This is a genomic window from Enterobacter cloacae complex sp. 2022EL-00981, assembly GCF_028737495.1.
Taxonomy (GTDB): domain Bacteria; phylum Pseudomonadota; class Gammaproteobacteria; order Enterobacterales; family Enterobacteriaceae; genus Enterobacter; species Enterobacter cloacae.
Map to the genome: position 1 here is coordinate 301,737 of NZ_JAQZRK010000001.1, position 16,822 is coordinate 318,558.

Sequence of the window (16,822 nt, forward strand, 5' to 3'; positions counted from 1 at the left end):
ATAACTCAATCACCTGGGCGTTAACGCTATGACGTTCAGTAAGACAAAGGGGTTGATATCCCCTGACGCAGTCTCAATATCAATGGCTCGTCGTCAGTGGAAGGGAAATCAACATGCGGCGTATTCCTGGAAGAATTAAATTAGGTAAAGGTGAATATGGGTAAAGCTCTCGTCATCGTTGAGTCCCCGGCAAAAGCCAAAACGATCAATAAGTATCTGGGTAATGACTACGTGGTTAAGTCCAGCGTCGGTCACATCCGCGATTTGCCGACCAGTGGCTCAGCCAGCAAAAAGAGCGCAGACTCTACCTCCACCAAAGGGGCTAAAAAGCCTAAAAAGGATGAACGTAGCGCGCTTGTCAACCGTATGGGTGTTAACCCATGGCATAACTGGGATGCACACTATGAAGTGCTGCCCGGCAAAGAAAAAGTCGTTAACGAGCTGAAGCAGCTTGCAGAAAAAGCAGACCACATTTATCTCGCAACCGACCTTGACCGCGAAGGGGAAGCCATTGCCTGGCACCTGCGGGAAGTGATCGGGGGTGACGACAAACGCTACAGCCGTGTAGTGTTTAACGAAATTACGAAGAATGCGATTCGCCAGGCGTTTGAGAAGCCGGGTGAACTGAACATCGACCGCGTAAACGCGCAGCAGGCACGCCGTTTTATGGACCGTGTCGTGGGTTACATGGTCTCTCCACTGCTGTGGAAAAAGATTGCCCGCGGTCTGTCCGCAGGGCGTGTGCAGTCCGTTGCTGTGCGTCTGGTTGTTGAACGTGAGCGTGAGATCAAAGCCTTCGTCCCGGAAGAGTTCTGGGAAGTGGATGCCAATGTCACCACGCCGGGTGGAGATGCGCTGCCGCTGCAGGTGAGTCATCAGAATGACAAACCGTTCCGTCCTGAAAACCGTGAGCAGACCATGGCTGCCGTGGCGCTGCTGGAAAAAGCGCGCTACCAGGTTCTGGAGCGTGAAGACAAACCGACCAGCAGCAAACCTGGCGCACCGTTTATTACGTCTACGCTGCAACAGGCTGCGAGCACGCGCCTGGGTTATGGCGTGAAGAAAACCATGATGATGGCCCAGCGTCTGTATGAAGCGGGTTATATCACCTATATGCGTACTGACTCGACAAACCTGAGCCAGGATGCCGTCAACATGGTGCGCGGCTACATCAGTGACAACTTTGGTAAGAAATACCTGCCAGCGAGTGAAAACCAGTACGCCAGCAAGGAGAACTCTCAGGAAGCGCACGAAGCCATTCGTCCTTCTGACGTCTCCGTATTAGCCGAATCGCTGAAAGATATGGAAGCCGATGCCCAGAAGCTGTATCAGCTCATCTGGCGTCAGTTCGTGGCGTGTCAGATGACACCAGCACAGTATGACTCCACCACGCTGACCGTTGGCGCGGGTGAATTCCGCCTGAAAGCGCGTGGCCGTATCCTGCGCTTCGATGGCTGGACAAAAGTGATGCCTGCGCTGCGTAAGGGTGATGAAGACAGAACCCTGCCTGCGGTAAACAAAGGGGATGAGCTCTCTCTGGTTGATCTCGTGCCTGCCCAGCACTTCACCAAGCCGCCAGCGCGTTTCAGCGAAGCGTCTCTGGTTAAAGAGCTGGAAAAACGCGGTATTGGCCGTCCGTCCACCTATGCGTCGATTATTTCGACCATTCAGGACCGCGGTTACGTTCGTGTTGAAAACCGTCGTTTCTATGCGGAAAAAATGGGCGAGATCGTCACTGACCGCCTGGAAGCCAACTTCCGCGAACTGATGAACTACGACTTCACCGCGCAAATGGAAGACAGCCTCGATCAGGTTGCCAGCCATCAGGCCGAGTGGAAAAAGGTTCTCGATAGCTTCTTCAGCGACTTTACCAACCAGCTTGAAAAAGCGGAAAAAGATCCTGAAGAGGGCGGCATGCTGCCGAATCAGATGGTCCTGACCAGCATCGACTGCCCAACCTGCGGTCGTAAAATGGGGATCCGTACTGCCACCACTGGCGTTTTCCTCGGCTGTTCTGGCTACGCGCTGCCGCCGAAAGAACGCTGCAAAACCACCATTAACCTGGTACCTGAGAACGAAGTGCTCAACGTGCTGGAAGGTGATGATGCGGAAACCAATGCTCTGCGTGCAAAACGTCGCTGCAAGAAATGCGGCACCGCGATGGACAGCTACCTCATCGATCCAAAACGTAAATTGCACGTCTGCGGTAATAACCCGACCTGCGATGGATATGAGATCGAAGAGGGTGAATTCCGCATTAAAGGTTACGACGGTCCTATCGTTGAGTGTGAGAAGTGTGGTTCTGAGATGCACTTGAAAATGGGGCGCTTCGGCAAGTACATGGCGTGCACCAACGACGAGTGTAAGAACACGCGTAAAATCCTGCGTAACGGTGAAGTCGCGCCGCCGAAGGAAGATCCGGTTCCGCTGCCAGAGTTGCCGTGCGAGAAGTCCGACGCTTACTTCGTGCTGCGTGATGGTGCTGCCGGCGTGTTCCTTGCGGCAAACACCTTCCCTAAATCGCGCGAAACCCGCGCGCCACTGGTGGAAGAGTTGTACCGTTTCCGCGACCGCCTGCCTGAGAAACTGCGCTACCTGGCCGATGCGCCACAGCAGGATCCGGAAGGCAATAAAACCGTTGTGCGTTTTAGCCGTAAAACGAAGCAGCAGTATGTTGCGGCAGAGAAAGAGGGTAAGGCGACCGGCTGGTCAGCATTCTTTGTGGATGGCAAATGGGTTGAAGGCAAGAAATAATCTTTCCTTACCGTAACTTACCTGTGAAAGGGCCGGACTTCCGGCCCTTTTTTATTACCTTGTTATTATTTTTTGTTCCGTACTATACAGTCAGGCTATAAATGATATAGTGGTTATAGTTAACCCTTTTCTTATTATCAAATCGTCTTAAGCGATTGACCGCATGCGCTAAATCGGATGGTCTGGCATGAAATTACAGCAGCTTCGTTATATTGTTGAGGTGGTAAACCACAACCTTAACGTCTCTTCTACCGCTGAGGGGCTATATACCTCTCAGCCGGGTATCAGCAAGCAGGTCCGCATGCTGGAAGATGAGTTAGGTATTCAGATTTTTGCTCGTAGCGGTAAACACCTCACCCAGGTGACGCCAGCAGGGCAGGAGATTATCCGCATCGCGCGGGAGGTCCTCTCTAAAGTCGACGCCATTAAATCGGTGGCGGGAGAGCATACCTGGCCGGATAAAGGGTCGCTGTATATTGCCACCACCCATACCCAGGCACGCTATGCGCTGCCGGGCGTTATTAAGGGCTTTATTGAGCGCTATCCACGTGTTTCTCTCCATATGCATCAGGGCTCGCCGACGCAAATCGCTGAGGCGGTTTCGAAGGGTAATGCGGACTTTGCTATCGCAACCGAAGCGCTGCATCTGTATGACGATCTGGTTATGCTGCCGTGTTATCACTGGAACCGTTCTATTGTCGTCACGCCCGATCACCCGTTAGCCGGTAAAGGGTCGGTCACTATTGAAGAGCTGGCGCAATATCCCTTAGTGACGTATACCTTCGGCTTCACCGGGCGCTCCGAGCTTGATACTGCATTCAATCGTGCAGGATTAACGCCGCGTATCGTCTTCACCGCAACCGATGCTGACGTAATTAAGACCTACGTGCGGCTTGGACTGGGGGTAGGGGTGATTGCCAGCATGGCGGTTGATCCCGTATCCGACCCTGACCTCGTGCGTCTTGATGCGCATGATATTTTCAGCCATAGCACCACTAAGATTGGTTTCCGTCGCAGTACCTTCCTGCGTAGCTATATGTATGATTTTATTCAGCGCTTTGCCCCACATTTAACGCGCGACGTGGTCGATACGGCTGTAGCATTACGTTCTAATGAAGATATCGAAGAGATGTTTAAAGACATCAAACTTCCGGCAAAATAATCACTCCCGGTATCTTTCCGCCCAGGAAAGATACCGAAATAACCTCTCAAAGCTAAATTAGAATTATCATCATCTGCACTTAACTGCCGTATAATGTCATTAACCATTTATTCAGTGTGGTTATAATGTCGTGAATTGGCGACAAAAATAGAACTAATTTTTGGCTTCGCAAATATTTCCTTTCAAATATTTATTTCTGGTCAAAAGAATGAATATTTCCCATCAATAGATACGTAAATTCACTGGCTTTTCGGCTAAAGTTTCTTTAGGATTTATCTCAACAGATGATTAATTGTACCAATTGTTTGGTCTCTAAATGATAAGCGATATCGATTGTATGAGGTTAGCAATGCCTTCAGGAAGTGAAGAACCGCAAAGGGATCCTGCGCTCAAGCGTAAAGCCTGGCTGGCGGTCTTTCTCGTCTCCGCCTTGTTTTGGGTGGTGGTTGCTTTCCTGGCCTGGAACTATTGGGGTTGAATATGGCAGTGACGGTACGTACAGAAACAGTTAAACAGATGTGTCAGCTTCGTGACAGGGGCCACAAAGTGCGCAAAGCACCTGCCACTGCCGTACCCGCGTCCTGGAAACTGACGCCGCAACAGCAAGCGTTTATTGATGTGTTCGCAGAAGACGAACCCAAAAAACAATAATTTACTTAATTGCGTAATGATGCAAATAGTCTGAATAAAGGCTCAATGCATTTGTACTCTTTAATAAATACACATCAGCAATATTGAACTGAGGGCAGACCTCGGAACCTTTAATAAATAATGCCTGGTGTCCCTATGATGAATAACATGATGTCTATGAAATACTGGTCATGGCTCGGCGTTTTTTCCGCGTCGATTCTGTTCTGGTCACAGCTTATCTGGCTGGCCCTTCACTAAATCGTAAAACCTCGCTACGGCGGGGTTTTTTGTTTTCTCCCCCGCACTGGAACATTCCTGGATTTATCATTTCGGGTTGTTATCAAAACGTTACGACATCTTTGTGTTATCTTTAATTACAGCCCTGATGATTGTCAGGACATCTCTGTAATTAAGGAGGAGCTTATGTCGGTAACCCTACGCGAAGCCAGTAAGGACACATTACAGGCAGAAAATAAAACCTGGCACTACTACAGCCTGCCGCTGGCAGCCAGGACGCTTGGGGACATTTCGCGTTTACCCAAGTCCTTGAAAGTTTTACTGGAAAACCTCTTACGCTGGCAGGATGGTGATTCCGTCACCCTTGAAGATATCCAGGCGCTGGCAGGGTGGCTTAAGCATGCCCATGCTGACAGAGAAATTGCCTATCGACCGGCAAGGGTTCTGATGCAGGACTTTACCGGGGTCCCTGCTGTGGTTGACCTTGCGGCAATGCGCGAAGCGGTGAAGCGCCTTGGCGGCGATACCGCTAAAGTAAATCCGCTCTCTCCCGTTGATCTCGTTATCGACCACTCTGTCACCGTGGACCACTTTGGTGACGACGATGCCTTTGGCGAAAACGTACGTCTGGAAATGGAGCGTAACCACGAACGTTACGTCTTTCTGAAGTGGGGGCAGCAGGCCTTTAGCCGCTTTAGCGTCGTTCCGCCCGGTACGGGTATCTGCCACCAGGTGAATCTTGAATACCTGGGCAAAGCGGTCTGGAGTGAATTGCAGGATAAAGAGTGGGTGGCCTATCCGGATACTCTGGTGGGCACCGATTCGCATACCACCATGATTAACGGCCTGGGCGTTCTGGGCTGGGGCGTTGGCGGAATTGAAGCCGAAGCGGCCATGCTTGGCCAGCCGGTATCGATGCTGATCCCTGATGTGGTGGGCTTTAAGCTTACCGGCAAACTGTCGGAAGGCATTACTGCCACAGACCTGGTACTTACCGTAACGCAGATGCTGCGTAAGCATGGTGTGGTGGGTAAATTTGTCGAATTCTACGGTGACGGGCTGGATTCATTACCGCTTGCCGACCGTGCTACCATCGCCAACATGGCGCCGGAGTATGGCGCAACCTGTGGCTTTTTCCCCATCGATACTGTCACGCTGGAATATATGCGCCTGAGTGGCCGTAGCGAAGAGCAGGTGGCGCTGGTTGAAGCGTATACCAAAGCGCAGGGGATGTGGCGTAACCCGGGCGATGAACCGGTATTTACCAGCACACTTGAACTGGATATGGGGACCGTCGAGGCGAGCCTGGCGGGGCCAAAACGTCCGCAGGATCGGGTGGCGTTGAGTGACGTACCGAAAGCCTTTGCCGCCAGTAATGAACTGGAAGTTAACACGGCGAAAAAAGACCACCGCCCAATCGACTATGTCCTGAACGGACATCAGTATCAGCTTCCGGATGGTGCGGTTGTCATTGCAGCCATAACCTCCTGTACAAACACGTCGAACCCCAGCGTGCTGATGGCGGCCGGTCTGCTGGCGAAGAAAGCGGTAGAGCTGGGGCTTAAGCCACAGCCGTGGGTAAAAGCCTCTCTGGCACCGGGCTCCAAAGTGGTTTCAGATTACCTTGCACAGGCCAGATTAACGCCGTATCTGGATGAGCTGGGCTTTAACCTGGTGGGGTACGGTTGCACCACCTGTATCGGGAACTCGGGTCCGTTACCTGAACCGATTGAGATGGCGATCAAGCAGGGCGATCTCACCGTCGGGGCCGTTCTCTCCGGTAACCGAAACTTTGAAGGCCGTATTCATCCGCTGGTCAAGACCAACTGGCTGGCGTCTCCACCGCTGGTTGTGGCATACGCTCTGGCCGGGAATATGAATATCAACCTGGTCACCGATCCGATTGGCCACGATCGCAAGAATGATCCGGTCTATCTGAAGGATATCTGGCCATCTGCCCGGGAAATTGCATTGGCCGTAGAGAAAGTTTCTACCGAAATGTTCCGCAAAGAGTATGCGGAGGTGTTTGAAGGTACGCCGGAATGGAAGGCCATCGACGTCGTGAGTTCAGATACCTATGACTGGCAGGATGATTCGACCTATATCCGCCTGTCGCCGTTCTTCGATGAGATGCTGGCTGAACCTGCACCGCTTCAGGATATCCACGGCGCGCGCATTCTGGCGATGCTGGGAGACTCCGTCACCACGGACCACATATCGCCGGCGGGAAGCATCAAAGCCGACAGTCCAGCAGGCCGTTACCTGCAGAGCCGGGGTGTGGAGCGCCGGGATTTCAACTCCTACGGCTCGCGTCGTGGTAACCATGAAGTGATGATGCGCGGCACGTTTGCCAATATCCGTATCCGCAATGAAATGGTGCCGGGCGTGGAAGGGGGCATGACGCGACATTTGCCGGGGAGCGACGTGATCTCAATTTATGACGCCGCCGTCAAATACCAGCAGGAAGGCACGCCGCTGGCGGTTATCGCCGGGAAAGAGTACGGCTCTGGCTCCAGCCGTGACTGGGCGGCCAAAGGCCCGCGTCTGCTTGGGGTTCGGGTGGTGATTGCCGAATCGTTTGAACGTATCCACCGTTCAAACCTGATAGGGATGGGGATCCTGCCACTCGAATTCCCGCAGGGCGTCACCCGTAAAACGCTGGGCCTCACCGGGGAAGAGCTGATTGACATTAGCGGCCTGCAAAATCTGCAGCCGGGTAAAACGGTGCCGGTGAAATTAACGCGCGCAGACGGTAAAACAGAGGTGCTCGACTGCCGGTGTCGTATCGATACGGCAACAGAACTCACCTATTACCAGAACGACGGCATTCTACATTACGTGATTCGTAAGATGCTGGACTGATGGAGCCAGCCCGGCACGCGAGGGCGTTGCCGGGCACTTTGCGATCACTCGCTCAGCAGATGCCCCATTTTGGCGGCTTTGGTATCGAGGTAGTGCGCGTTTTTTGGGTTACGTCCCACAATGAGCGGTACGCGCTCAACGATATTGATCCCCGCTTCGGTCAGAATTTCGACTTTTTTCGGGTTGTTAGTCAGCAGGCGTACTTCATCCACGCCCAGCAGCTTAAACATATCCGCACACAGCGTGAAATCGCGCTCATCGGCAGCGAAGCCGAGCTGGTGGTTTGCTTCTACCGTGTCGTACCCCTGGTCCTGCAGCGCGTAGGCGCGAATTTTATTCAGCAAGCCAATATTGCGCCCTTCCTGGCGGTGATAAAGCAGCACACCGCGACCCTCTTCGGCAATATGAGAGAGTGCTGCCTCCAGCTGGAAACCGCAATCACAGCGCAGGCTGAACAACGCATCACCGGTCAGACACTCCGAATGAACGCGAGAAAGTACCGGGGTTTGTCCTGAAATGTCGCCGTACACCAGCGCGACGTGATCCTGTCCGGTCGCCAGTTCTTCAAATCCCACCATCAGGAAATCGCCCCATGGGGTTGGCAGTTTGGCTTCTGCCACACGTTTAAGCTGCATGTGATTCTCCAGAGTAGGCTGACACGTTTCGTGTCTTCCGCCTGTTTTTGCTTTCTGTATCCGTTCATTTTGCCACAAGCTCAGCAGGTTCGCCTAATGGCTGCCATGCTATACGAACGTTAAACGCACGATCCGACATATCCACCCGTCGGATGAATTTCAGTTATGATTGTGACGCTTAGCGAAAAAGGAGAAGACATGCTTTCAATCGCCAGACGAACGGCAGCAGGTGCGGCCATATTGTTGATAATGCCATTAGCCGTTTGGGTATCAGGCTGGATGTGGCAGCCCGGGCACAATACCCTGTGGCTGAAAACGTTATACTGGATAACAGAGACGGTCACCCAGCCATGGGGCATCATTACTCATGTAGTGCTTTGCGCCTGGTTTTTGTGGTGCCTGCGCTTTCGTCTCCGCGCAGCGCTGGTGCTCTTTGCTATCCTCGGTGGGGCGATTCTCGTTGGCCAGGGGGTAAAATCCTGGGTGAAAGGCCATGTGCAGGAGCCGCGGCCTTTTGTGGTCTGGCTGGAAAAAACGCATCATGTTCCGGTGAATGAGTTCTACAATTTAAAACGTAAAGATCGCGGTGCGCTGGTAAAAGAACAGCTTGCGGAACAGCAGGATATCCCAACGTTTTTACGTAAACACTGGCAAAAAGAGACCGGCTTTGCGTTTCCATCCGGGCACACCATGTTCGCCGCCAGTTGGGCACTTCTTGCCGTCGGCCTTTTATGGCCGCGGCGTCGTACTGTCACTATCGCCATTTTACTGGTCTGGGCGACGGGGGTGATGGGGAGCCGTCTACTGCTGGGCATGCACTGGCCACGCGATTTAGTGGTGGCGACGCTCATTTCATGGCTGCTTGTTACCCTTGCCACCTGGCTGGCTGAACGGCTCTGCGGTCCGTTAACGCCGCCGCCGGAAGAGAAAGAAGAGATCGCCGAAAGGGAGCACAGTGACGTCTGAAGGTTGATTTTGCGCATTCAGCCCATAAATCCATGACGGGCGCGTCACTTTTTCCGTTTCGCGCCCGTCGCTAAAATGGTAGTTTATAAGGCTGATTGCGGTAAGTTGAACACACTTTATTCGCTTGAACCACATAACGGGAAGTAATGTGAAATATTTACTCATTTTCTTACTGGTATTGGCGATTTTTGTCATTTCAGTCACATTGGGTGCACAAAACGATCAACAGGTGACGTTTAACTATCTGCTGGCGCAGGGCGAGTATCGGGTTTCGAGCCTGCTGGCGGTCTTGTTCGCAGCGGGTTTCGCCATCGGCTGGCTGGTTTGCGGTCTGTTCTGGTTAAAAGTACGTGTTTCGCTTGCGCGCGCTGAACGTAAAATTAAACGCCTCGAACATCAAATTGCGCCTGCGTCCGACATCCCGGAAAGCTCTGGTGTGCCGGTCGTCAAGGAATAATCGAATATGCTGGAGTTGTTGTTTCTGCTTTTGCCTGTAGCCGCTGCCTATGGCTGGTATATGGGCCGCAGAAGTGCGCAACAAACAAAACAGGATGAGGCGAACCGACTCTCCCGCGACTACGTTGCAGGGGTGAACTTCCTCCTGAGCAATCAACAGGACAAAGCGGTCGACCTGTTCCTCGACATGTTAAAAGAGGACACAGGGACCGTTGAAGCACACCTGACCCTGGGCAACCTGTTCCGCTCGCGCGGCGAGGTTGACCGTGCCATTCGTATTCACCAGACCCTCATGGAAAGCGCCTCGTTAACTTACGATCAGCGCCTGCTGGCAGTACAACAGCTGGGCCGCGATTACATGGCGGCGGGGTTGTATGACCGTGCGGAAGACATGTTCTCGCAACTGGTGGACGAAACAGATTTCCGCATAGGTGCGCTGCAGCAGCTGCTGCAGATTTACCAGGCCACCAGCGACTGGCAGAAAGCCATTGATACCGCTGAACGTCTGGTTAAGTTGGGTAAAGACAAACAGCGCGTCGAGATAGCCCATTTTTACTGCGAACTGGCCCTGCAGCAGATGGGGAACGACGACATGGACAAAGCCATGGCGTTGCTGAAGAAAGGGGCCGCCGCAGACCGCAACAGCGCGCGTATTTCCATCATGATGGGGCGCGTGTTTATGGCGAGTGGCGACTATGCCAAAGCTGTTGAAAGCCTGCTGCGCGTCATTGATCAGGACAAAGAGCTGGTCAGTGAAACCCTTGAAATGCTGCAGACCTGTTATCAACAGCTGGGTAAACAGGATGAGTGGGTAGCGTTCCTGCGCCGCTGCGTGGAAGAGAACACCGGAGCCACTGCGGAGCTGATGCTTTCCGACGTAGTGGAGCAGCATGAGGGCAGCGACACGGCGCAGGTTTATATTACGCGTCAGCTGCAGCGTCATCCTACCATGCGGGTTTTCCATAAGCTGATGGATTACCATCTGAACGACGCAGAAGAAGGGCGTGCTAAAGAGAGCCTGATGGTGCTGCGTGACATGGTGGGCGAACAGGTGCGTAGCAAGCCGCGCTACCGCTGTCAGAAGTGTGGTTTTACCGCGTATACGCTGTACTGGCACTGTCCTTCGTGCCGGGCCTGGTCAACCATCAAGCCTATTCGCGGTCTCGATGGGCAGTAATTTTTTAAAACACCTCACTTTAGTTACAACATACTTATCACTTTTTACAATCCCATTCAGCATCGTGCGGTTTGCCAGCCTGGCAGGGAATAAAACGATCCTGTCAATTTGTGGCGCTGGCAGGTAGAATGCACGCCGTTTATCTGTTCCGCGCCGCTGCGCGCCCATAGACGAAAAGGGCTGGTCATGACGTCTGTTACTTCCTCCACTTCCCGCGTAGTTACTGATTCTCCTGTTGTTGTTGCTCTTGATTACAATAAACGTGACGCTGCTCTGGCTTTTGTCGACGGTATTGATCCTCGCGACTGTCGCCTTAAAGTGGGCAAAGAGATGTTTACGTTATTTGGACCGCAAATCGTACGCGATCTGCAACAGCGCGGTTTTGACGTTTTCCTCGACCTCAAATTCCATGATATTCCAAACACCACGGCGCACGCCGTTGCCGCGGCTGCCGAGTTGGGTGTATGGATGGTTAACGTGCATGCATCGGGTGGGGCGAGAATGATGACAGCCGCGCGTGAAGCGCTTCTGCCGTTTGGCAGCGACGCCCCCTTGTTGATTGCGGTAACGGTGCTGACCAGCATGGACGAAAATGACCTGCGTGACCTCGGTGTGACGTTGTTACCGGCTGAACATGCAGAACGTCTTGCGCGGCTGACGCAGAATTGCGGCCTGGACGGTGTTGTCTGTTCCGCGCAGGAAGCGGTGCGTTTCAAAACGGAGCTGGGCCAGAATTTCAAACTGGTCACGCCGGGTATTCGCCCAGCGGGCAGCGAGGCTGGCGATCAGCGCCGTATTAGGACCCCTGAGCAGGCGCTGGCGGCAGGCGTGGATTACATGGTGATCGGCCGTCCGGTGACACAATCTGCTAATCCGGCAGAGACGCTTAAGGCTATCAACGCATCACTGAAAAAGGGGGCGTAATGACCGATTCAAACAGCCGTCTGGTCTATTCAACCGAAACCGGGCGCATTGATGAACCGAAAGCGAAAGCAGAGCGCCCGAAGGGCGACGGTATTGTCCGTATCCAGCGCCAGACCAGCGGGCGTAAAGGTAAGGGTGTTTGCCTTATCACGGGTATCGATCTGGATGATGCAGAACTGGCGAAACTGGCGGCTGAACTGAAAAAGAAATGTGGCTGCGGCGGTGCCGTCAAAGAAGGGATAATCGAAATCCAGGGTGATAAACGCGATGTCATTAAATCGCATCTCGAAGCCAAAGGGATGAAAGTAAAACTGGCGGGCGGCTAAAATAAATGAGCCACGGTATTTACCGTGGCTCTTGTTTTATACGTGCGTAAGTCAGACCTGAAATGCGATAAATATCGCGATGCCCATCAGGGCGTATAATAATTATTTGCCGACCTGGTGACCGATAATACCACCAACAGCAGCACCACCTAATGTACCCAGCGTACTACCGTCTGTTAATACTGCACCACCGAGTGCACCAGCACCGGCACCAATGGCGGTGTTACGGTCACGTTTAGACCAGTTAGAGCATGCGCTCAGGGACATTGCTACAGTGATTGCCAGAACAGCGGCGGCTAATTTTTTGCTGGTTAAGGTCATAATACTTTCTCCTGAATTATCGATTCACGGAAAGATGCACGCTTTAAGTATAGACTAAATGAATACTTAAATACTGTTCTCCGTGAAAGCTGGTCGCGCAGGTGTTACGTCATCACGCAGGTGATAGTCACTTCCTGTTATATCGCTAACATTAATTTTACGTCTTCAGGGTCAGTTAAACAGGTAAAAACTCTTAAAGGGGGGTTAGGATTCCTCTCAGAGAGAGGTTAAGAGGCGCCTGAAATTCAGGCGCTCGCGGAATCAGGCGGGTTTTTTAATAATGTCGACGATAAGTCCGTCTTCCTGGAGTTTATTCCGATGCGCTTCGCTCAGACGGTCATCGGTAATTACGCGGCTGAACCGGGATATTGGCCCCATCGTATAAGGATGGACCGCGCCAAATTTTGAACTGTCGGTCAGCACGATTGCGTCACACTCTTTTTCCAGTACCGCGTTCACAACGTCTGAACGCATCATATCCCGACCGGTAAAGCCGGTTTCGGGCTGCCAGCCGTCAATACCGATGAAGGCCTTGCTGAAATGCACCTGCTGCACGTACTGACGCGTCAGTGGGCCGACCATGCTCTCACTTTTTTTCTGATAGATACCGCCCAGCATGATGACCTCGCAGCGTGTCTCCTTCAACAAGTGAGCGATATAGCTACTGACGGTAATGATGGTGATGTCTTTTTGCTCGGCCAGGGTGCGGGCCAGCAGGGCGTTGCTACTGCCGTTCTCAATAAAGACCGTTTCGCCATTGTTCACTAAGGACGCGGCAAACTCAGCCAGCTCACGTTTGAGGGCATAGTTATTCATCATGCGGGTTTCTACGTCCTCGCTGTCCAGCGGGACCGCATACCCATGCGCACGACGCAGGTAGCTCTGTTTTTCGAGTAGATTCAGATCCTGACGGATGGTGACTTCAGAAACGCCTGTCGTTTTAGCGAGATCGACGACGCTCACGCGCCCCTGATCGATGACCATCTGCAAAATGATTTGTTGTCGGGAATTCATAGCATCCATTTAATAAAGCGAAACGAGGGCGGATAGGGCGTGGTTAAACTTCCCACGGGGCTTTTGGCTGTCTGTTTTCTGACGCGGTTTCGGCGCCAGTCTGAGCCAGAAGTTCAGACTTCAGGATCTCAAGGTTACGGATCGCAGAGTGATAATCGCCCGCCACCAGTATATCCAGCACGGTATCAATTCGTTGGGCTACGGCCTGCGCATCAATGTTAGACATAATCTCATCCCGGGTACGAAAAGTTAATATTTTCAATGATGCAGAAAATGGATTCAAAAGAGAAGGGAAAAAATGCAATAACTAAATTACATAAATGAAAATAATAAATTTATTCCCCCGCATGCAGCGTGATGAATGAGTGGATTAGTCTAAAACTGCGCGCAAGGCGCTTTTTTATATGAGGAATTAGACTATGACAGTTATCAATCAGACTACCTGCACACTGTTTACCGATACTGAACGTTTCACTCAGTTGTCCGGGTATTATGAGGAGGAGCGCCGCACAGTCTGGATGATGTTGCGGGCGCAGCCACGACCTTGCTTCAACCATGCGTTAATCGAAGAGATCATGAACCTCTCCTGGCTTGTTCGCCAGTCCGGGTTTGCGGTCGATTTTTGGGTTACCGGTTCGCTGGTACCCGAGATGTACAATGCGGGAGGTGATTTACAGTTCTTTGTCGAATGTATCCAAAACGGACGCCGCGAAGCGTTAAGAGCCTATGCCCGAGCCTGCGTGGACTGCGTTCATGCGGCGTCACGGGGGTTTGATACGGGGGCTATTACCCTGGCGATGGTCGAAGGCAGTGCGTTAGGGGGCGGATTCGAAGCCGCGCTGGCGCACCACTTTGTGCTGTCCCAGCGCGATGCCCGCTTAGGCTTCCCTGAGATCGCCTTCAACCTTTTCCCCGGCATGGGGGGGTACTCGCTGGTTGCTCGCCGCTCAGGCATGAAGCTGGCGGAGGAGCTCATCTACAAAGGGGAGTCTCATACGGCAGAATGGTATGAACAGCATGGGTTAGTGGATGTCCTGTTCGAACCCGGGCAAAGTTACGTCTCCGTCAGAACGTTCATTGACACGCTGCGGCCAAAGATGAACGGCGTAAAGGCGATGTTACGCGCCCGTACCCGCGTGCTGCAGCTGCCTCGCAGTGAGCTGATGGATATCACGGAAGATTGGGTTGACGCTGCGTTCTGCCTTGAACCAAAAGATATCGCCTATATGGAGCGTCTGGTCATGCTGCAAAACCGCCACCAGGCGGCGGGTTTACGCAAAGCCAGTTAGTGCTGTTTACGCGCCTGATATCGCTTTAGCCATCGCTCGAATGCGGCAGCGGGCATGGGCTTAGCAAAGAGAAAACCCTGCCGTTCGTTGACGCCGTTCTTAGTCAGAAAGGCGTCTTCTTTTGCGTTCTCCACACCTTCGGCAATGACCTGCAAATTAAGTGCCTGCGCCACCGCGACGATGGCCCGCACCAGCGACTGGGAAATAGACTGTTTATGAATATCCCGGACAAATGACTGATCGAGTTTTATCGCATCGATGGGGAAGCGTGCCAGCTGCGACAAAGACGAGTAGCCGGTACCAAAATCGTCCAGATGGATTTGCGCACCAAGCTGGCTGAACTGCTGGATCACCGACAGCGCCAGCTCTTCGTTTTCAATGAGGCAGCTTTCTGTTAACTCTACGTCGATAGGGCAGTATTCAAAATCCAGATCCTTCAGGGCCTGTTTTAAGTCGCTGAAAATGGTTTGATCTGCCAGCTGACGGGCCGAGACGTTCACCGCCACGCGCAGGTTAATGCCTTTGTCGCGCCATTTCGCCACCTGGCGAACTACATCAAGCATGACCCAGCGGCCAAGCGGCACAATCAGCCCTGACTCCTCAGCATACGAGATAAACTCCAGCGGAGGAATCAACCCGCGTTCTGGTGATTGCCAGCGCACCAGCGCTTCAAGGCTTCTGACTTCACCGCGCCAGGTGACTTTAGGCTGGTAGTGGATGAGCAGTTGATCGTTATCCAGCGCTTTGCGCAGGTTGGTATCCAGCCAGAGATACTCAAACACGCGCTGGTTCATTTCCGGCGAGAAGACGCAGAACTTACCCCGGCCGTTCTCTTTCGCCGTGTACATGGCGGTATCGGCATTGCGGATGACGCTTTCCCGATCGTTACCGTGCTGCGGGGCGAGGGCGATACCTAACGAGCAACCGGTGTAAATTTCAATCAAACCAATTCTGAACGGCTGGCGCAGACGGGTCAGAATGCGTGATGCCATCGCTTCCAGAGAACCCTGAGAGGTATTGGTGGCCATGACAATAAATTCATCGCCGCCGAGTCGCGCCAGCACCTGGCCTTCTTCCAGACAGCTCAGAATGGCCAGCGCGACCGCCTGTAATAACTGATCGCCAAACATGTGCCCGTAGGCGTCGTTCACCTTTTTGAAGTTATCGAGATCGAGATACACCACGCCAACCTGCGTCTCACCGCGGCTGTCGATGGCATCTGAAATCAGTTCGTGGATCGCGTTGCGGTTCGGCAACCCGGTGATGGTGTCGGTATTGGCCAGCACCCGCAGGCGCTCCTGGGCGCGGCGCTCCTCCGTAATATCGGTGCCGGAACAGATAAGAAAAATTTCATTTTTACCGCTACCGCTGTGGACAAATTTGTTTCTGAACAGAAACAATCGTTGTCCTTTTCGCGTTTTGATCCAGCGCTCGACTTCGTAAGAGCTGCCGTTGCGAAAGAAGCCGGTGATGTTGCGCTTAGAGGCTGCCGCTTCACTGCGGCTCATAAACAGCTTAAACACGTTCTGGCCGATAACTTCTTGTTCTTTCAGGCCGGTGTACTCCTCGCTCAGGCGGTTAAACCGCTGAATATTGCCGTTCTGATCGAGGATTACGATAACGGAGTTGGCTTCCGAAACCACTTGTTCCGCAAAGGACAGCCCCTGAGCAAGGTCCCGGGCTACGGAAGGCGTATCGTTCCACGCAGAGGCTGTTCCGGCCCACTCATTACGGGTTATTTTGCGTCCTACAAGGTGAACAGGAACATCTTCGCCGTACAAAGAGAGCGTCATAGAGATACTGGACGTAATGACGGTTAACTGGCGAATAAGTTCGGCCTGTTCATCATCCAGCGCCACCACCTGAGTGACATCGGCATTTTCGCTGGTGGAAAGGTGCAGAGCATTGCTGTCCGCTGTCAGTCGCCACCAGGGGCTGTGAGTTCCCATGTAACGAAACAGCAAATTCTGCTCCAGATCGTCCATCATGTTTTCTCCTGCAGCTACCTGTTAGCGCACAATTTATTCAGTTGTAATCGGCTTTTTCGAGGTGAGACCACGGCCAGACCG

Annotated in this window: 16 protein-coding genes; 11 read left to right on the top strand and 5 right to left on the bottom strand. The window is 52.8% G+C overall.

Annotated features, from left to right (window positions below):
- Positions 1–156: 156 nt before the first annotated feature.
- From topA to acnA, 5 genes are all read left to right on the top strand, one after another.
- Complete coding sequence (gene topA / locus PUZ33_RS01475; protein ID WP_058681320.1) at positions 157–2,754, top strand: type I DNA topoisomerase; 2,598 nt, start codon at positions 157–159, stop codon at positions 2,752–2,754.
- Between the two features lie 187 nt (positions 2,755–2,941).
- The gene (gene cysB, locus PUZ33_RS01480) at positions 2,942–3,916 is read left to right on the top strand and encodes an HTH-type transcriptional regulator CysB (protein ID WP_006175683.1); all 975 of its coding nucleotides are present in this window, start codon (positions 2,942–2,944) and stop codon (positions 3,914–3,916) included.
- Between the two features lie 337 nt (positions 3,917–4,253).
- Entirely contained in the window at positions 4,254–4,394 is a 141-nt protein-coding gene (locus PUZ33_RS01485) for a YmiA family putative membrane protein (protein ID WP_213382645.1), read from the top strand.
- A 311-nt stretch (positions 4,395–4,705) separates the two neighbouring features.
- The gene (ymiC, locus tag PUZ33_RS01490; protein ID WP_044159376.1) at positions 4,706–4,804 is read left to right on the top strand and encodes a small membrane protein YmiC; all 99 of its coding nucleotides are present in this window, start codon (positions 4,706–4,708) and stop codon (positions 4,802–4,804) included.
- 165 nt (positions 4,805–4,969) lie between these two features.
- A complete protein-coding gene (acnA, locus tag PUZ33_RS01495; protein ID WP_058681319.1) occupies positions 4,970–7,645 on the top strand; it encodes an aconitate hydratase AcnA in 2,676 nt (891 codons plus the stop codon).
- Between the two features lie 44 nt (positions 7,646–7,689).
- Here the strand turns inward: acnA and ribA are convergent, their stop codons facing one another.
- A complete protein-coding gene (gene ribA / locus PUZ33_RS01500; RefSeq protein ID WP_013096372.1) occupies positions 7,690–8,280 on the bottom strand; it encodes a GTP cyclohydrolase II in 591 nt (196 codons plus the stop codon).
- Between the two features lie 198 nt (positions 8,281–8,478).
- On the opposite strand from ribA, the gene pgpB reads away from it, so the two are divergent.
- The 5 genes from pgpB (at position 8,479) to yciH (ending at position 12,129) form a co-directional block, all read left to right on the top strand.
- Positions 8,479–9,246 carry a phosphatidylglycerophosphatase B gene (gene pgpB, locus PUZ33_RS01505; RefSeq protein ID WP_058681318.1) on the top strand — a complete coding sequence of 256 codons (768 nt, stop codon included), beginning with the start codon at positions 8,479–8,481 and terminating at the stop codon, positions 9,244–9,246.
- 148 nt (positions 9,247–9,394) lie between these two features.
- Positions 9,395–9,703, top strand: coding sequence for a LapA family protein (locus PUZ33_RS01510; RefSeq protein ID WP_013096374.1), 309 nt, complete (start codon positions 9,395–9,397; stop codon positions 9,701–9,703).
- 6 nt (positions 9,704–9,709) lie between these two features.
- The gene (gene lapB / locus PUZ33_RS01515) at positions 9,710–10,879 is read left to right on the top strand and encodes a lipopolysaccharide assembly protein LapB (RefSeq protein WP_013096375.1); all 1,170 of its coding nucleotides are present in this window, start codon (positions 9,710–9,712) and stop codon (positions 10,877–10,879) included.
- A 186-nt stretch (positions 10,880–11,065) separates the two neighbouring features.
- Complete coding sequence (gene pyrF, locus PUZ33_RS01520) at positions 11,066–11,803, top strand: orotidine-5'-phosphate decarboxylase (RefSeq protein WP_252107550.1); 738 nt, start codon at positions 11,066–11,068, stop codon at positions 11,801–11,803.
- On the top strand, positions 11,803–12,129 hold the full coding sequence (gene yciH / locus PUZ33_RS01525) for a stress response translation initiation inhibitor YciH (protein WP_058681317.1): 327 nt from the start codon (positions 11,803–11,805) through the stop codon (positions 12,127–12,129). Before pyrF ends, yciH begins: the two co-directional genes overlap by 1 nt.
- Positions 12,130–12,231: 102 nt before the next feature.
- On the opposite strand, the gene osmB is transcribed toward yciH, so the two are convergent.
- The 3 genes from osmB to PUZ33_RS01540 form a co-directional block, all read right to left on the bottom strand.
- The gene (osmB, locus tag PUZ33_RS01530; protein ID WP_008501216.1) at positions 12,232–12,450 is read right to left on the bottom strand and encodes an osmotically-inducible lipoprotein OsmB; all 219 of its coding nucleotides are present in this window, start codon (positions 12,448–12,450) and stop codon (positions 12,232–12,234) included.
- A 261-nt stretch (positions 12,451–12,711) separates the two neighbouring features.
- Entirely contained in the window at positions 12,712–13,464 is a 753-nt protein-coding gene (gene yciT, locus PUZ33_RS01535) for a DNA-binding transcriptional regulator YciT (protein ID WP_058681316.1), read from the bottom strand.
- Between the two features lie 43 nt (positions 13,465–13,507).
- Positions 13,508–13,690, bottom strand: a complete 183-nt coding sequence (locus tag PUZ33_RS01540) for a YciZ family protein (RefSeq protein ID WP_013096379.1) — start codon at positions 13,688–13,690, stop codon at positions 13,508–13,510.
- A gap of 193 nt (positions 13,691–13,883) precedes the next feature.
- Here PUZ33_RS01540 and PUZ33_RS01545 point away from each other — a divergent pair, with 193 nt between their 5' ends.
- Positions 13,884–14,753, top strand: a complete 870-nt coding sequence (locus PUZ33_RS01545; protein WP_045903104.1) for a crotonase/enoyl-CoA hydratase family protein — start codon at positions 13,884–13,886, stop codon at positions 14,751–14,753.
- Here PUZ33_RS01545 and pdeR read toward each other — a convergent pair.
- A complete protein-coding gene (pdeR, locus tag PUZ33_RS01550) occupies positions 14,750–16,741 on the bottom strand; it encodes a cyclic di-GMP phosphodiesterase (RefSeq protein WP_013096381.1) in 1,992 nt (663 codons plus the stop codon). The genes PUZ33_RS01545 and pdeR overlap by 4 nt on opposite strands.
- Positions 16,742–16,822: the final 81 nt, after the last annotated feature.